General features: G+C 71.3%; 14 protein-coding genes. All 14 read right to left on the minus strand.

What is annotated here, in order from left to right; translation table 11 throughout:
* Nucleotides 1-17: 17 nt before the first annotated feature.
* Nucleotides 18-5,852, minus strand: coding sequence for an Ig-like domain-containing protein (locus H7A69_RS09665; RefSeq protein WP_182046838.1), 5,835 nt, complete (start codon nt 5,850-5,852; stop codon nt 18-20).
* On the minus strand, nt 5,849-7,258 hold the full coding sequence (locus H7A69_RS09670) for a serine/threonine-protein kinase (protein WP_182046839.1): 1,410 nt from the start codon (nt 7,256-7,258) through the stop codon (nt 5,849-5,851). The genes H7A69_RS09665 and H7A69_RS09670 overlap by 4 nt, the downstream gene beginning before the upstream one ends.
* A gap of 153 nt (nt 7,259-7,411) precedes the next feature.
* Nucleotides 7,412-8,233: a PP2C family protein-serine/threonine phosphatase gene (locus H7A69_RS09675; RefSeq protein WP_182046840.1), complete on the minus strand. Its 822-nt coding sequence runs from the start codon at nt 8,231-8,233 to the stop codon at nt 7,412-7,414.
* 46 nt (nt 8,234-8,279) lie between these two features.
* Nucleotides 8,280-9,080 (minus strand): hypothetical protein, encoded by an 801-nt coding sequence (locus H7A69_RS09680; RefSeq protein WP_182046841.1) that lies wholly within the window; start codon nt 9,078-9,080, stop codon nt 8,280-8,282.
* Between the two features lie 2 nt (nt 9,081-9,082).
* Nucleotides 9,083-9,718, minus strand: a complete 636-nt coding sequence (locus tag H7A69_RS09685) for a DUF4192 family protein (protein ID WP_182046842.1) — start codon at nt 9,716-9,718, stop codon at nt 9,083-9,085.
* A gap of 89 nt (nt 9,719-9,807) precedes the next feature.
* Nucleotides 9,808-10,578: a YaaA family protein gene (locus tag H7A69_RS09690; RefSeq protein ID WP_182046852.1), complete on the minus strand. Its 771-nt coding sequence runs from the start codon at nt 10,576-10,578 to the stop codon at nt 9,808-9,810.
* A complete protein-coding gene (locus tag H7A69_RS09695) occupies nt 10,575-10,838 on the minus strand; it encodes a F0F1 ATP synthase subunit epsilon (protein ID WP_069710760.1) in 264 nt (87 codons plus the stop codon). Before H7A69_RS09695 ends, H7A69_RS09690 begins: the two co-directional genes overlap by 4 nt.
* Nucleotide 10,839: 1 nt before the next feature.
* A complete protein-coding gene (atpD, locus tag H7A69_RS09700) occupies nt 10,840-12,294 on the minus strand; it encodes a F0F1 ATP synthase subunit beta (protein ID WP_182046843.1) in 1,455 nt (484 codons plus the stop codon).
* Nucleotides 12,295-12,340: 46 nt separating this feature from the next.
* Complete coding sequence (locus H7A69_RS09705) at nt 12,341-13,243, minus strand: F0F1 ATP synthase subunit gamma (RefSeq protein ID WP_069710758.1); 903 nt, start codon at nt 13,241-13,243, stop codon at nt 12,341-12,343.
* A complete protein-coding gene (gene atpA, locus H7A69_RS09710) occupies nt 13,244-14,872 on the minus strand; it encodes a F0F1 ATP synthase subunit alpha (protein WP_066654625.1) in 1,629 nt (542 codons plus the stop codon).
* Between the two features lie 109 nt (nt 14,873-14,981).
* Nucleotides 14,982-15,776 (minus strand): F0F1 ATP synthase subunit delta, encoded by a 795-nt coding sequence (locus H7A69_RS09715; protein WP_182046844.1) that lies wholly within the window; start codon nt 15,774-15,776, stop codon nt 14,982-14,984.
* A gap of 2 nt (nt 15,777-15,778) precedes the next feature.
* On the minus strand, nt 15,779-16,333 hold the full coding sequence (locus tag H7A69_RS09720; protein ID WP_066654628.1) for a F0F1 ATP synthase subunit B: 555 nt from the start codon (nt 16,331-16,333) through the stop codon (nt 15,779-15,781).
* 9 nt (nt 16,334-16,342) lie between these two features.
* A complete protein-coding gene (gene atpE / locus H7A69_RS09725; RefSeq protein ID WP_027465781.1) occupies nt 16,343-16,579 on the minus strand; it encodes an ATP synthase F0 subunit C in 237 nt (78 codons plus the stop codon).
* A gap of 62 nt (nt 16,580-16,641) precedes the next feature.
* Complete coding sequence (gene atpB, locus H7A69_RS09730; protein ID WP_069710756.1) at nt 16,642-17,427, minus strand: F0F1 ATP synthase subunit A; 786 nt, start codon at nt 17,425-17,427, stop codon at nt 16,642-16,644.
* Nucleotides 17,428-17,461 lie beyond the last annotated feature (34 nt).

Raw genomic sequence — 17,461 nt, forward strand, 5'->3', positions numbered from 1 at the left:
GCGGGTCCGGCCGCCGACTAACCGGCGGGCGGGTCGGTCGGGCTCGGGTCCGGGGCCGGGTCGGACGGGGCGGACTGGCCCGTGACGTCGCGGACGGCGCCGACCGGGTCCTGGGAACCCCTGACGGTGGCCTTGACCCGGATCGAGGTGTAGCCGTCGGGCACGGCGTCGGTGGTCGCCCACGGAGCACCGGTGTCCGGGTTCGTGTCGGAGCAGACCTGGAGGAGGATCGTCCGGCAGTAGGACACCTGGTAGCCGTCCGGTGCGATCCGTCCGTTGTTGTCCGGAGCGTTGACCACGGGCGCTTGTCCCACGACGGCGCTGGCGATGCTCGCACGGGTCGTGTAGGCCGTGGCGCGGACCGCCTCGCCGGACGCGCAGTAGGCACCATCGGTGGCGCAGGACGTGAAGACGACCGACGTCTCGAGACCGTAGCCACTGCCGGCGCCGATCGACGCGGAGCCGGAGAACCGCACGGGGGTCCCGCCGTTCACCGAGTAGTACAGGAACGGTGACGTCGCGGTCGCGGTCGCACGGAGACCCCAGGTCGGCGCGGTGGCCCCGTCCTGGACGGTGTCGACACTCCCGCTGGGTGCTGTCGGGGTCTGGTAGCCCTGGACGCTCGCGGGCTGCGACGGCGTGCAGAACAGGCCGTTGTCGGCCAGTGCGACGTACCGGTACTGGCTGGTGATGCGGTCGCTCGCCGACGCGCCGGTGAACACCTGCTCGGCGCCCGCCGTCGAGCAGCCGGAGGGGACGGGCGTCGAGCTCGCGTACTTCACGATCCGCCAACCCGCGCTCCCGCCGGCCCAGTCGGACTCCGACGCGCGCAGCGTCACGGCGGTCGCCGACCCGTCCGGCTGCCCGGTGGCGCTCAACTGCGGCGTCGCCGGAGCGCCGACGGCGGACCCCGTCGCCGACGCCTCGTTCCACTGGACCGGGCTGCCGTCACGATCGGCCGCGTTCCGGGCCGAGACCCGGACCGTGTACTCGGCACCGCTCTGCGCACCGGTGAACGAGACGCTGGTCGCCGTGCCGGCGTTCCGCGTGGTCGAGAGGCCGGGGCCCTGCACGGAGACGACGTAGTTCGACACCGCGGAGCCGCCGCTCGGCGCTCCGACCGCGTTCCAGGACACGTCGAGCTGGTTCGGCGTCGTGCTGCTCGGTTCGACCCGCAGGCCCTTCGGCGGGGCCGGCACGAAGTCGGCGCTGATCGACGCGGAGGTCGCGGACGGTACCGAGTCTCCCACGGCGTTCTGCGCGACGACCGAGAACCGGTACGACGCCGCGGGGTCGAGGCCGGTCACCGTGCACACCGTCGAGGTGCCGCAGTCCTTCGCCACACCGCCCGTGCCCTGGAGCCGGTAGCCCGTGATCGGCGAGTTGTTCGACTGCGGGGTCGCCCAGGTCAGGGTCGCCTGGCCGCCCTGGAACGTGCCCGTCCGGGTCGGCGCTCCCGGCGCGTCCGGGACGTCCTGGACCGAGATCGTCACGTCGCCCCAGACGTACCGGGCGGCGTCGTCCGTCGCGTCGGCGACCTGGTACTGCAGGTGGGCGTCGACCGGTGCGGCGGAGTCGGACACGGACACCTGCAGGCGCGACCGGTCGGCGCTCGGCGACACGCTCACCCCGGCGGGCAGGCCGCCGGAGAGACCACGGATCGCCACGACGCGGAGCCGCTCGTCGGGGAAGGGGTTCGTCGGCTGGTCGTTGGTCAGGACGTCGATCGTGGACGACTTCCCGCGCTCGACGACCGCGCGGTCCGCACCGGGCTGCACCAGCGGGCGGGTCGAGCCGACGATCCCCACCTGCACGACACCGGCGCGTCCCGCGTTGGCGTCGTCCGCGACGCCGATGCCGATCGACGCGGTGGTGTCCTTCGACGCGGTGTCGGCGACGCTGATCCGGAGCTGCTGGCCCTGGATCGTCGCGGTGGTGCCCGCACCGGGTCGGCTGACGACGGAGTAGCGGAGCTCGCCGAGGTCGTCCGGGTACGGGTAGTCCGTCAGCTTGGCGAGGTCGATCGTGCGGGAGTCCCCGGGCTGCATGTCGATGTTCGAGCCCGAGAACGACGGCGGCTGGTTGGTGCGCGGGGTCACCTTGATGGGCAGCACGAGCGTCGCCACGCGACCCTTGCCTCCGTTGGCACCCGAGCCGTCGGTGACCTCGAACGAGATGGACGCGTTGCCGTAGTAGAGCTTCGACGACGTGAACTGCAGCGTCGACCGGTCGACCACCAGGTCCTTGCCGTCGGCGTGCGTCGCCTTGACCGTGCCACGGTCGGTGAGCTGGGCGGTCCGGCCGTTCGCGGTGACGACGTACCGGTCGAGCGGGATCCGGACCGTGGCCTCGCTCCGGACCGTCACCGGACCCGCGCTGCGGTCGACCTGCGGCAGTGCGTCGTCGAACCCGGGCACGTGGATGAAGCCGTACGACACGACGTCCGGGTGGTCCGACCGCGCGACCGAGAACGGGATGACCTGCGATGCGTCGGTGAGCTGCACGGTGATGCGTCGGTCGTTCGTCACCCGGGCGGTGTCGCCGTACCCGTCGACGACGCCGACGACGAGCCGCGAGGTCGAGCCCTCGGCGAAGAAGACGTTGCGGAGCACGTCGACGGTCACGCTCTGGCGGCGCAGGATGTCCTGCAGGTCGAGGGTCGTGTCCTCGACCTCCGGACGGAGCGGCGGGGCGTCGCGGTCGACGGTCACGGTGAGGAACGCCGTGCTCGACCCACCGCTCGGGTTCGTCACCGTGTAGAGCACGGCGAAGTCGCCCTCGGTCGCGGACTTCGGCGGTGTGACGCGGACCTGGGTGCCCTGCAGCACCCGCGCGGTCACCCCGGCGGCGGTCGGCTCGGCGGTCGTCACCGTCAGCTGCCCGCCCTGCGGGTCCGAGTCGTTCTGCAGGACCCGCACGGTCACCGTGCCGCCGGGTCGGATCGTCACGTGGTCGGCCTGCGCGACCGGGTCCGACGCCTGCTCCGCGCGCGGACTGATGCCGACCCGGACGGTCCCGGTCGCACGTGCCCCGAGGGCGTCGACGACCGTGTAGGTGAACTCGTCCGTCCCCGCGGAGTAGTCCCCCGCCTCGTAGGTGAGCGCGTCGGACGTGACGTCACTCACGGACCCCTTGTCCGGGTTGTCGGCCACGCCCACCAGCTGCACCGAGTCGCCGTCGGGGTCGATGCCGTTCAGCGGCACGGTGACCCGCACCGACTGGCCTGCGACCACGCGTGCCGTGACGGTCTCCGGCACGGGCGGGTTGTTGGTCGCGGCGTCGCGCTCGCGGACCGAGATCGAGACGGTCGCGTCGGCGTACTGCCCGTCCGGCCCGGAGACGCGGTAGACGGCCGTGTGGTTGCCCGGCGTGTCCGGCGCGAGGTACCGCAGCCGGTCGCCGGCGACGAAGAGCAGGCCACCGTCGCCCGGCACGTTCTGCACGAGCTCGGGCTGCAGCGTCAGGGGCTCGCCCTCGGGCTGCGAGTCGTTCGCGAGGACGTCGATCTCCGCGACGTCCCCGACCCGGACGGTCGCGGAGTCCGCCTGCGCGACGGGCGGTTGGATGCGGTCCGGCCGCGGGATCTCGACGACCGTGATCGTGCCCGTCGCGGTGGCCAGCCCGTTGGACTCGGTGTACCGGAACGAGACCGGTCCGTCGAGGGGCGCGGTGAGCGCGACCCGGACGACGTGCTGGTCGAGGATGCTCGCCTGGACGCCGACGTCCCGGGGCAGCCCGTCGAGTGCGGTCACCATGAGCACCCCGCCCGCCGGGTCCGTGTCGGTCGCGGTGACGTCGGTGTCCTTGGTCGACAGCGTGTTCACGAACACCGTCTTGGGGGTCGTGATCGGCGGCGTCGACGCGTCGGGCGGTGCGAGCACGGTCACGCGCGCGATGCCGCTCGCGGTCTTCGTGCCGTCGGTGACGGTGTACTCGAGCTGGTGGTCACCGGGTCCCGCGCCCTCGACGCGGAAGGTCCCGGCGTCGTACGACGGGGTGACGGTCAGCCCGGACGACGACGACACGCTCGTGAGCGTCACGGTCCCGTTCCCGCCGCGGACGTGCTCGAGCGGGTCGACGGTGAACGCCTTGCCCGCGTAGCCCTGCACGGCGAACGGGTCCGCGAGCAGCGGGACGTTCCCCGCCTTCGCGACACGGACCGTGACCGACCCGCGTCCGCGGTCACGCCCGTCGCTCACGACGATCTGCGCGGTCCGGTCGCCGGTCTTCCCGCTCGCGTTGCGGTAGTCGAGCATGCCGTCGGGCGTCGTGGAGACCTGGTCCCCCTCCGCCGACGCGGACTCGAGGTACACCGGGTCGCCGTCGGGGTCGACCCAGTCCGAGAGCACGTCGGTGACCACGTGTCCGTTCTGGACGACGTCGGCCGAGGTGCTGCGGACCTGTCGGGGTGGTTCGTTCTCGGAGTCCGGCCGGACGGTCACCCGGACCGTGGCACTGTCCGAGCCGCCGTTGCCGTCCGTGATCGTGTACGGGAACGAAACCGTGCCCTTCGCGTCGGCCGCGAGGGTGATCTGCAGCCGCTGGCCGTCGCCGACGATCGCCACGCTGCCGACCGCGTCGTCGACGCTGCCGACCTCGCTGATCACGAGCGGGTCGCCGTTGGGGTCGTGGTCGTTCAGCAGCACGGGCAGGCTCGTGGTCCGGCCGGGACGCGCCCCGAGGTCGTCGTCGACCGCGACGGGCGGCTTCTGGTCCTTGTCGACCTGCGGGTCTTCGTCCGACACCCGCTCCTGCTGCTGCTGGTCGTCCTGCTCGACCAGGTCCGACCAGTTGTCGATCAGCTGGCCGCTGCGGTCGATCGCCCAGGACCGGCCGCTGCGGGGGTCGTTCGCCACGACGGTGCGTCCGTTGTGCACGATCTGCAGGTCGTCCGCGCCGGCGGTCTGCGCGAGCCGCTGCAGTCCGGTGCCCTGGCACGAGTCGGTCGCCTGCCCACCGGCCCAGGCGGCGTAGGTGCAGGAGCCGACGACCGCGGGCCGTGCCGGGCGTCCGGAGACCCCGAGCGCGGTCCGGTCGACGGTACCGGACGCCGAGACGCGCACCATCCCGGCGGACCCCGCGACCACGACGTCCGTCGACGAGTCCGAGGAGTGCTGGAGGGCCGGGGCACCACCGATCGCGTCACCGAGGTCGACGACGTCCCCGTCGACGGCGAGCTGACCCGAGGTGCGGTCGAGGACGGCGACGTGGTCGCCGAAGGAGGCGACCTGGAACTCGTGGGCGCGGTCGAAGCGGACGTCCCACCGGCGGTCGACCGTCAGGTCCGCGCCGACGTCGACGAGCGCCGCACGGCCCGTCCGCGGTGAGTAGACGGCGACGTGTCGGTCGGACGCGTCGAACACGGCGTCCGCGCCGAGGGTCAGGTCCGCCCGGGTCGAGGCGTCGAAGTCGGCGAGGTCGGCAGCCGGCGTCGCCCAGAGCTCACCGGTGTCCCCGTTGCCCACCACGGCGGTGTCCCCGGCGAGGAAGACCTGCGGTGAACCGGCCGGCAGCGTGACGGCGTCGCCGACCGTGGCCGCCGCGACGTCGACCCGCGACACGGTCCCCTTGGTGCCGTCGACGCTGTAGACGTCGGCGCCGCGCTGCAGGACGGACAGGTCGTCGCTCGGCGACTCCGCCGCGGTGTTGAGCTCGAGCACGGCGGTGTTGGCCCGACCCACGGCGCCGTACTGCGCCGACGGCACCCACACGGTGCCGTCCCCGAGGTCGACGCGCTGCGTGTGGTAGCCGGTCGACACGACGGCCGCGGTCGCGACGACGGCACCGACGAGCACGGAGGCCCCGACGGACACGGCGGCCGAGCGGTGCTTCGCCAGGAACGCGCGGATCACCCGGCGCCGCCGATCGTGCCGCACTGCTCGGCGCTCGCTGCGCCGGTCTTGCCGTCGCGGTTCACCGCGACCGTGATGCACTCCTCGGCACCGGACTCGCCGGAGACGACGAAGGTCGTGCCGGTCTGCTGGCTCGACACCCCGTCCGAGGAGATCACGTACGTGTCGCCCGAGCGGAGTCCCGGGTCCTGCCAGCTGAAGGACACCGAGTCCGCCGTCGCCGCGGCGCGGACGTCCGTCACGGCGGGGATCGAACCGGTGCCGATCCGCGTGACGAGGAGCACGGTGACCACCGCGAGGGCAGCGACCACGACGACACCGGCGGAGCCGGCCCACAGCAGCGTCGACCGGCTGCGTCGGCGGACCCGTGTCGCGGACCCGGTGCGGTGCACGGTCCCCACGCTCTGCACGCCGACGTCCGACCCGCCCTGCAGGGACCGCCGGTTCCGTCGACGAGCACCGACACGCGACGGCGCCTGCAGCTCCCGCACGACGGTGCGGTCACCGTCGGTCGACGGCGTCGTGACGGCCCACGCCTCGACCGCGACGTCTGCGGCGGTCTGCGGGATCCCGAGCTCGGCCTCGACCTGCTGCAGACCGCGGACGAACTCGATCACGGTCGCCGGACGCAACGACACCTTGCGCGACATCGCCGTCGCCAGCAGGCGCTCGAGCGACGGCGGGACGTCCGCCCGCCCGGTCGGGCGCACGCCGCCGCGCTCGATGCGGTCCATGAGGTCGGCGGCACCGTTCTTGCCGCCACGGACCTCGAAGGGGCTGCGGCCCGCGAGGAGGGAGTAGACGGTCGCGGCGAGCGAGTAGACCTCGGACTGGATCGTGCCGCGGGACTCGTCGCCGAGGACCTCGGGCGCCGACCACGGGATCGACATGCCGACCGGTTCGTCGGGGTCGGCGCTGCCGATGGTCGCCGCGATGCCGAAGTCGGAGAGCACGGGGTTGCCGTAGGCGGTCCGCAGGATGTTCGAGGGCTTCACGTCGCGGTGCAGGACGCCCTCGCGGTGCGCCGTCTCGAGGGCGGCCCCGATCCGGATGCCGATCGCGAGGACCTCGGACACGGGCACCGGCTCACGGCGGTAGCGGTCGCTGAGCGACGAGGAGCACAGCTCCATCACGAGGTAGGGGCGTCCGTCGGCGGCGATGCTGGCCTGGAAGACGGTGAGGATCGAGGGGTGCGTGCTCAGCCGCGCCATGAGGTTCGCCTCGGCCTGGAACATCTGTCGCACCCGGTCGTCCACGACCTCGTCGAGCAGGACCTTGACCGCGACCTGGCGTCGGGGCATGTCCTGCTCGTACAGGAAGACGTCGGCGAACCCACCGGAGCCGAGGACGTGCACCGGGGTGAAGCCGGCGATGACGGGCGGGTCGGACGGCAGGCGTCGTGCCATGGGTGTCCTTCCCTTCCCCGGCCCGTGGTCGGCCGTGTCGATCGTCGCGGCCAGGCCATTCTACGAAGCGAGTCCGACGCCCCGGGGCGGGCCTGACGCCCTGTGGAGGGCGACCATCCCCCACTTCAGGGGGCACGGACGGCGCGCCGGCCCTCAGTGACGGGGCAGGGTGTCCTCGACGTCGGTGTCCTCGGGAGCCGCGTCGACCTGCACGACGACCACGGTCACGTTGTCGCGTCCACCGGCGACGACGGCGTCGCCGACGAGCCGCTCGGCCAGTGCCTGTGCTCCGGGCACCCGGGCGGCGATCCGTGCGATCCCCGCGTCGCCGAGCTCCTTGGTGAGTCCGTCGGAGCAGATCAGGTACCGGTCGCCGGCACGCAGCGGCAGCGTCCACCAGTCCGGCTCCGGCGGCTCGCCGAAGCCCACCGCCCGCGTGATGACGTTGCTGTCCGGGTGCTGCTCGGCGTCCTCGGCGCGCAGGAGCCCGGCGTCCACCATCTCCTGCACGACGGAGTGGTCCACGGTCACGCGGCGGAGGACACCGCCCTCGATGCGGTAGGTCCGCGAGTCGCCGACGTTGAAGACGAGCGCGGCGGGCTGCCCCTGGGCGGCGACGAGCGCCACGCCCGTCACGGTGGTCCCCGCACCGAGCGCGTTGCCTCCGGCGGCACGTTCGATGTCGGCGGTGGCGAGCAGCAGGGCCCGCTGGATCGCCTGCCGCGAGGTGAACGCCCCCTCGACGACCTGGTCGAGCCGCCTGACCACCGCGTCGCTCGCGCGGTCGCCCGCGAGGTGCCCGCCCATGCCGTCGGCGACGACGAAGAACGGCGCCCCGACCAGGTAGCTGTCCTCGTTGTGGTCGCGTCGCCGCCCGACGTCCGTCGCGGCGCCCCACGACAGCGTGAGGGTGGCGCCCGCGGCACCGGGGACGTCGATGGCGTGCTCGGTGGCTGCTCGGCCGAGTTCGGTCACGGTGTGTGGGTCGCTCTCTGGTGGGGACGGGCCGGTTGCTCGGTCTTCACGGGACCGACGGGAACGGTGGGAGGCCGTCGTCGGGTCCGACCCGGAGGTGCGGCGACAGGACCTCGATGACGTTGCCGTCACCGATCTCGACGAGCGTACCGGTCAGGACGACGATCGAGGCACCCGACGCCATCCGGAACGGCGCGGACCCCGGCGGGCGCACCACGGTGCCGTTCGTGGACCGGAGGTCGTCGACCACGGCGGCCTCTCCGGCCGCGTGCACGAGCAGGTGCGAGGACGAGACCTGGGTGGTCGGCGACGGCACCGTCACCAGCTCGGGTCCGGCTCCGTGCACCACGCGGGGCGCGGCGGGACGCCGGCCCACCACGACCGGGCGGTCGAGGCGCACGACACGACCGCCGACCCGGATCGACGGCACGCGCGGGGGCGCGACGGGGCCGGACGGGAGGCGCGTGGGGACCCCGACGGACGGGTCGGCGTCCGGTGCGTGCACCGGCTCGAGCCGCGCCTCCGGGCCCGGGACGCGGTCGCCACTCCGGGGTGCCGACGCATGGCCGTCGCGACGCGGACGGACGACCGTGTCGTCGAGCGACGGCGCGACGGGCGACGGCACGGCGGGCGGGCGGGCCCCGACCGCAGGACGGATCACGGTGTCACCGAGCGGGTCGTCGTCCACCGTGCCGGCCTGGTCGACCGCGCGGGCCTCGACGTCGGTCCGGCGCGGCCGCAGCACCGTGTCCGCCACCGCGGCGGCCGCCCGGTCGTCGCCCTCCTGCCGAGCGTGCGCGCGCAGCACCGTGTCGTCGTCGTCCCCGCGTGCCGGCTCACCCACCATGGTCAGTCCACCGTAGACGATCCCGTCCGCCCCGTGGCGCTCCCCCACCACGCCGGCTCGTGTCCGGACCGCACGGCGCGGAGCACCAGCCAGGCGAAGGGGTCGTCCGGTCGGGTGTCGAGCGCGTGCCGTGCGCGGACCTCGGCGCGGGCGGAGGACCCGACCGCCCAGGCGCACCACGCTCCGAGCGCGAGCGCGCCCGCTGCACCGATCCCCACGTCGCCTCCGACGGCGCCGTCCGCACGCCACGTCCGCCAGGCCGAGGCACAGCGCGCGCCCGCCACCCGCAGGCGCGCACGATCGGGCACCGGGCCACCACCGCCGAGCGCCGGTGGTGTCGGATCGCGGAACGGGTCGAAGGGGACGACCGTGCGCGGGTCCGGGTCGTCGCACGCCGCGAGGAACCCGACCAGGGCGAAGCGCGTGGCGAGGGCGCCGCACGCCGTCGTCACCACGACCGCGCGCGGACGGTCGAGCTCCTGGTCGAGCTCGTGGTCGACCGGCTCGTCCCGACCGGCCGGTCCGCCCGTGGAGGGCGCGACCAGCGCGGCGCAGGCCGCGCGGAGGGTCACCGCCGCCGCGATCTCGCGGGGCCAGCGCACGTGGGTGGAGGAGTGTCCGTGTCTCGTCGAGGTCATGCACGAGATCGTGACGGAGGACGGGCCTCCCGGCCGGCTGCGCTCGTCCACCTGTGGAAGGGGACCACGCGCGCCGGTCCTGTGCAGGATCAGGCCCGCACAGGCTCCAAGCTCTCGGCGACGAGGTCCCAGCCGTCCACGGTGCGTTCCAGCACCACGTCGTGGGCGCGCGCCCAGGCGACGAGCGCGTCGACGTCGTCGACGTCCGCCGCGGTGCGGCCGAGCAGCGCCACCAGGCGCCCCTTGGCGGTCTTGTTCCAGTGGTTGAGCGCCTTCCGACGTCCACCGGCGTCGACGCTCACCACGCGCAGGGCCAGCGCCCCGGCCACGGGTCCGAGGGCTCGGTACCCCTCCGACCGCAGGTCGAGGACGAGACCGTCGCCCCGGGTGCCGATCGCACGCGTCGATGCCTCCGGCCAGTGCTTGGCGAGCCGCAGGGCCCCGAGCCGGGAGTCGTGGGACAACCGGTACGCGGGGATCGCGTCACCGGCAGCGATCGGGCCGAACATCGCCGACTGCACGACGACGTGGTCCGACCACCACCCCCGCGTCCGATCGTCCGCGGCGGTCGCGTCGAGGGGGTCGTACAGGACGCCCGTGTACCGCTCGATCGCGGGCATCGTCGGTGCGGTGTCGAGCTCGAGGTTGCGGAGGCGCTCGTCGACCGACCGCGGACCGAGCTTCAGGGCCGTCCGCGCGGTCGACTCCTCGGAACTGACGGAGCGGGCCGCGGTGATCACCGCGGCCCGCTCGTCGGACAGTTCCGGGAAGGACAGCGCACCCAGGTCGAGGGCGCGTGCCGGGTCCCCGCCCTCCCGCTTCGTCTCGGACGGCGGGAGGAGGACGGTCAGTCCGGTCAGGACGCCAGCGCGGCCTGGCGCGCGACGATCGTGACCGTGTCGTGCTCGACCGACAGGAAGCCGTCCTCGGCGTCCGCCGTCACCGTCGAGCCGTCGGCCCGTGTGATGCGGACCTGGCCCTGCGCGAGGGTGGCGAGCAGCGGCTCGTGCCCCGCGAGGATGCCGATCTGGCCCTCAGTCGTACGTGCGACGACCATGGTGGCGTCGCCCGACCAGACCTCACGGTCGGCCGAGACGACGCTCACGGTGAGTGCCGCCATGTCAGCGGTTCTCCTTCTGGATCTGCGACCACTTCTCTTCGACGTCGTTGATGCCACCGACGTTGAAGAAGGCCTGCGTCGCCACGTGGTCGAACTCGCCGTCGGCGATCGCGCGGAAGGACTCGATCGTGTCCTTGAGCGGGACCGTCGAACCCTCGACACCCGTGAACTTCTTCGCCATGTACGTGTTCTGCGAGAGGAACTGCTGGATGCGACGTGCGCGCTCCACCGTGATCTTGTCCTCTTCGGAGAGCTCGTCGACACCGAGGATCGCGATGATCTCCTGCAGTTCCTTGTTCTTCTGCAGGATCTGCTTGACGCGCGTCGCGGTCTCGTAGTGGTCGGCGCCCAGGTACCGGGGGTCCATGATCCGCGACGTGGAGGTCAGCGGGTCGATGGCCGGGTACAGACCCTGCGACGCGATCTCACGCGAGAGCTCGGTCGTGGCGTCGAGGTGCGCGAACGTGGTCGCCGGAGCCGGGTCGGTGTAGTCGTCGGCCGGCACGTAGATCGCCTGCAGCGAGGTGATCGAGTGACCACGCGTGGAGGTGATGCGCTCCTGGAGCACACCCATCTCGTCGGCGAGGTTCGGCTGGTAGCCCACCGCGGACGGCATGCGACCGAGCAGCGTGGAGACCTCGGAACCGGCCTGCGTGAAGCGGAAGATGTTGTCGATGAAGAGGAGCACGTCCTGCTTCTGGACGTCGCGGAAGTACTCCGCCATCGTCAGCGCCGACAGGGCCACGCGGAGACGCGTTCCCGGCGGCTCGTCCATCTGGCCGAACACGAGGGCCGTCTTGTCGAAGACCCCCGCCTCCTCCATCTCGCCGATGAGGTCGTTGCCCTCACGGGTGCGCTCACCGACACCGGCGAACACCGAGACACCGCCGTGGTCCTGCGCGACGCGCTGGATCATCTCCTGGATGAGGACGGTCTTGCCGACGCCCGCACCACCGAAGAGGCCGATCTTGCCACCCTGCACGTACGGGGTGAGGAGGTCGATCGACTTGATGCCGGTCTCGAACATGGTGGTCTTCGACTCGAGCTGGTCGAAGGCCGGCGCCTTGCGGTGGATCGGCCAACGCTCGGTGATCTCGAGCTTCTCGTCGGTGTTGAGCACGTTGCCCAGCACGTCGAAGACCTTGCCCTTGGTGACGTCGCCGACGGGGACCGAGATCGGGGCGCCCGAGTCACGGACCTCCTGACCACGGACCAGGCCGTCGGTCGGCTTCAGCGAGATGGCGCGGATCAGGTCGTCGCCGAGGTGCTGCGCGACCTCGAGGCCGATCTCCTGCGACGAGTCACCGATGGTGATCGTCGTGTACAGGAGGTTGTACATCTCCGGGATCGCGTCGTGCGGGAACTCGATGTCGACGACGGGACCCGTGACACGGGCGATCCGGCCGACACCGGGCGCCGACGACGTCTCGACCGCGGTGGTGGCGGTGTCGGTCATGGCTGGTGCCTTCCTGAGGGGTTCTGTCCGCGAGCTTCGCGGACCACTACTTCTTCTTCGACGAGAGGGCGTCGGCGCCGCCGACGATCTCGGAGATCTGCTGGGTGATCTCGGCCTGACGCGCGTTGTTCGCGAGACGGGTGAACTCGCTGATGAGCGAGTCGGCGTTGTCACTGGCGGACTTCATGGCCTTCTGCCGGGCGGCGTGCTCGGAAGCGGCCGACTGCAGCATGGCGTTGAAGATGCGGCTCTCGATGTACACCGGGAGCAGCGCGTCGAGGACGGCGTCGGCGTCGGGCTCGAACTCGTAGAGCGGCAGGGGCTCGCCGTTCGACGGCTCCTCCACGCCCTCGACGACCTCGAGCGGGAGCAGGCGCACGACCTGCGGCTCCTGGGTCGCCAGGCTGATGAACCGGTTGAAGACGATGTGGATCTCGTCCACGCCGCCCTCGGCCGTGTCCTGGAGGAACTTCGACACGACCGCGTCGCCGATCTCCTTCGCCGTCGAGAACTCGGGCTGGTCCGTCCCGCCGATCCACTGCCGCTCGGAGGGACGCTCGCGGAACGCGAAGTACCCGACCGACTTGCGACCGACGAGGTAGAACACGACGTCCTTGCCCTCGCTGCGGAGCAGGGAGGCGAGCTCCTCGCCCTGCTTCAGGACGTTCGAGCTGAACGCGCCGTTCAGGCCGCGGTCCGAGGTGAACAGCACCACGGCTGCACGGGTCGACGACTCGGGCTCGGTGGTCAGCACGTGGTCGACGTTCGAGAACGTCGCCACGGCCGACACGGCACGCGTCACGGCCCGCGAGTACGGACCGGACGCGGCCATGCGCGCCTGTGCCTTCTGGATCCGCGACGCCGAGATCAGCTCCATCGCGCGGGTGACCTTCTTCGTGGTCTTCGCCGACTTGATGCGCTGGCGGTAGACCCGGACCTGTGCCGCCATCTAGCGACGACCCTTGACGATCTGCTCCTGGTCGACGTCCTCGGCCTGGGCCGCGTCGAACGACTCCGAGCCGAGCGTCTTGCCGTCGCTCGTCTGGAAGCCCTTCGTGAAGGCGTCGATCTCACGGTCCATCGCGGCGACGGTCTCGTCGCTGAGCTGGTTCGTCTCACGCAGGGTGGTCAGGACGTCGGAGTTGCGACGCAGGTGCTCGAGCAGCTCGGCCTCGAAGCGGAGCACGTCGGGGACGGGCACCTCGTCGAGCTTGCCGTTCGTGCCGGCCCAGATCGAGACGACCTGCTCCTCGACCGGGTACGGCGAGTACTGCGGCTGCTTGAGGAGCTCGGTCAGGCGCGCACCGCGGTCCAGCTGACGACGCGACGCCTGGTCGAGGTCGGACGCGAACATCGCGAACGCCTCGAGCGAGCGGTACTGCGCCAGCTCGAGCTTGAGCGTGCCGGAGACCTTCTTGATCGACTTGACCTGAGCGTCACCACCGACGCGCGACACCGAGATGCCCACGTCGACGGCCGGACGCTGGTTCGCGTTGAACAGGTCCGACTGCAGGAAGATCTGGCCGTCGGTGATCGAGATCACGTTGGTCGGGATGTACGCCGACACGTCGTTCGCCTTGGTCTCGATGATGGGCAGACCCGTCATCGACCCGGCGCCGAGGTCGTCGGACAGCTTCGCGCAACGCTCCAGCAGACGGGAGTGCAGGTAGAAGACGTCGCCCGGGTACGCCTCGCGGCCCGGCGGACGACGCAGGAGGAGCGACACCGCACGGTAGGCCTCGGCCTGCTTCGACAGGTCGTCGAAGATGATGAGGACGTGCTTGCCGCCGTACATCCAGTGCTGGCCGATGGCCGAACCGGTGTAGGGGGCGAGGTACTTGAAGCCGGCCGGGTCGGAGGCCGGGGCGGCGACGATGGTGGTGTACTCCATCGCACCGGCGTCCTCGAGCGCGCCCTTGACGGAGGCGATCGTGGAGCCCTTCTGGCCGATGGCGACGTAGATGCAGCGGACCTGCTTGTCCTCGTCGCCCGACTCCCAGTTGGCCTTCTGGTTGATGATCGTGTCGATCGCGATGGCCGTCTTGCCGGTCTGGCGGTCGCCGATGATCAGCTGACGCTGACCGCGGCCGACGGGGATCATCGCGTCGATGGCCTTGATGCCGGTCTGCAGCGGCTCGTGGACCGACTTGCGGGACATGACGCCCGGGGCCTGGAGCTCGAGGGCACGACGGCCCTCGGCCTGGATCTCGCCGAGACCGTCGATCGGGTTGCCGAGCGGGTCGACCACGCGACCGAGGAAGCCGTCGCCGACGGGGGCCGAGAGGACCTCGCCGGTGCGGGTGACCTCCTGGCCCTCCTCGATGCCGCCGAACTCGCCGAGCACGATGGCGCCGATCTCGTCCTCGTCGAGGTTCTGCGCGAGACCGAGGGTCCCGTCCTCGAAGCGGATGAGCTCGTTCGCCATGACGCCGGGCAGGCCCTCGACGTGCGCGATGCCGTCGCCCGCGTCGGTGACGTGCCCGACCTCGGCCGTGGAGGCCTTCGTCGGCTCGTAGTTCGAGACGAAGTCCTTCAGGGCATCACGGATCTCATCGGGGCTGATGGTGATGTCTGCCATGGGATTTTCCTTGTAGGTTTCCGGGGCCCTGCGGCTCCGAGAGGGTGATGCTGCCCGGTGAGGGACAGTTCCCGTTGTGGACTTGGAGGGGTCGGCTTCGACGGTACGCTCAGCCGGCCAGCTGGAGCCGGAGCTCCGACAGGCGCGTGGACACCGTGCCGTCGATGACGTCGCCACCGACCTGCACGCGCATCCCGCCGACGACCGCGGGGTCGACGACCTGGTTGACGCTGACGTCCTTGCCGTACCGCTCGCTGATGCCGCGGGCGACGCGAGCCGCCTGACCGTCCGAGAGCGGGGCCGCGGTGGTCACCGTGGCGACGAGCTTGCCGGCCTGGTCGGCCACGATGCGCGAGGCGTCGCGGACGATCTCACCGATGCGGCGGCCGCGGGGCTGCTGCACGAGGTGCTCCAGGATCGCGGTGGTCTGCGCCGAGACCTTCGAGCCGACGAGCCGCTGCACGAGCGCACCCTTCTCCGACGGGCTGCCGAGCTTGGTGCCCAGCGCCAGTTCGAGGGCTGCGTCCGAGCGGACCGCGGTCTCGAAGGAGAACAGCTCAGCCTCGATCGACGTCTCCGACGACGCGGTGCCGGCGACGGCGCGGATGCCCGCGTCCTCGACACCCGCGAGCAGGTCCGACGGCGAGGACCAGCGTGAGCCGGCCACCGCGGTCAGCACCGCACGCGTCGCCTCGGACTGGCCGGCGAAGACGCGGTCGATGACGACCTTCTTGCCGACGACGTCCGCGGTCGGGTCCGCCAGCAGGCCGAGCAGCTGGGAGGAACCGGCGATCGCACGCCCGGCGGAGAGGATCTCGGTGCCCGTGGCGAGGTCGACCGACCCGCCGAGGTCAGCGAGGACCGCCCGCGTGGACGAGAGTGCGGACCGCGTGGCGCTCCGCATGCTCAGCGCTCCCCGGCCGGCTGGCCCTGGGACGCCTCGAGGTCGGCGATGAAGCGGTCGACGACCGCAGCCGACTTCGCGTCGTCCCGGAGGGACTCGCCGATCACACCGGAGGCGAGGTCGAGGGCGAGGGTGCCCACCTCGCTCCGCAGCGACTGGAGCGCGCTCTGCCGCTCGGCCTCGATCTGCGCCTGGGCGTTGGCGGTGATGCGTGCTGCATCGGCCTGCGCCTGCTCGCGGACCTCGTTGCCGATCGCGGTCGCGTCGGCACGGGCCTGCTCACGGATGCGCGAGGCCTCAGCACGCGCGTCGGCGAGCTGCTTGTTGTACTCGTCGAGTGCAGCGGCGGCCTGCTCCTGAGCGGCCTCCGCCTTCTTGATGCCACCCTCGATGGCCTCGGTGCGCTCATCGAGCATCTTCGTGATGCGCGGCGTCACGACGCGCCACATCACGAGGAAGATGATGACGAAGGCCACCGCGGACCACACGATGTCGTACACCGGTGGGATCAGCGGATTGTGGGTCTCCTCCGCCGCGATGATGAGTGCAGTCTGCATCGAGAAGCCTTAGTTGGTGAAGATGAAGTACGTCGCGATACCGATGAAGGCCAGGGCCTCCGTGAAGGCGATACCGATGTACATGAGGGTCGTCAGACGGCCCTGGAGCTCGGGCTGGCGAGCGACGGACTCGATCGTCTTGCCGACGACGATGCCGACGCCGATGGCCGGGCCGATCGCAGCGAGGCCGTAGCCAACCGTCGCGATGTTGCCGTTGATCTCCGCGAGAACGGTCGTTGCGTCCACGTGTTTTCCTTTCGAGTGCGGCCCGACGGATGTCGTGCCGTATGGGGGTCAGAAGGGGTCGGTCAGTGCTCGTCGGCCAGCGCGAGCTGGATGTACACCGCGGTCAGGAGCATGAAGACGTACGCCTGGAGCAGTGCGACGAGGATCTCGAAGAAGCTGAACGCGATGCCGAACGCCAGGGTCCCGATGCCGAACAGCTTGAAGAGGCTGTCGGCGTCGAAGAAGAAGAACCAGGTGGCGGAGAAGAACAGCACCAGCAGGAGGTGGCCGACGACCATGTTCATGAGGAGTCGCAGCGTCAGCGTCACCGGACGGAGCACGAAGGTCGAGACCAGCTCGATCGGCGTCACGATGATGTAGAGGTACCACGGCACACCGGGCGGGAAGAGCGCGTTCCGGAGGAACGTACCCGGGTGCTTGCGGAGGCCCGCGTAGATGAACGCGACGTAGGCGACGACCGCGAGGATCAACGGCATGGCGATGCGGCTCGTGCCGGCGATGTTCATGAACGGGATCAGACCCGTCAGGTTCATGAACAGGACGCCGAAGAAGATCGTCGCCAGGAGCGGCAGGAAGCGCTTGCCGTCCTTCTCGCCCAGGTTGTCGAAGGTGTTGCGACGGACGACGTCGAACGCGTACTCGATGAAGGCCTGTCCGCGGTTCGGGACCAGCTTCAGCGCGCGCGTCCCGACGAACGCGAAGACGAGCAGCACGGCCACCGCGAACAGGCGGATGAGGACGATGCGGTCCATCTCGATCGGGGTCCCGGCGAAGAAGATCGGGTCCGGGAAGAACTCGTTGATCGACGGACCATGGAATTCGGCGGCCTTGCTGCTCCCCGCCGCCACGGCGTTACCCGCGGCGGTGAGGGACAGGGGAAGA

Origin of the sequence: Curtobacterium sp. ME26, from assembly GCF_903970945.1 — a bacterium.
GTDB classification, from domain to species: Bacteria; Actinomycetota; Actinomycetes; order Actinomycetales; family Microbacteriaceae; genus Curtobacterium; species Curtobacterium citri.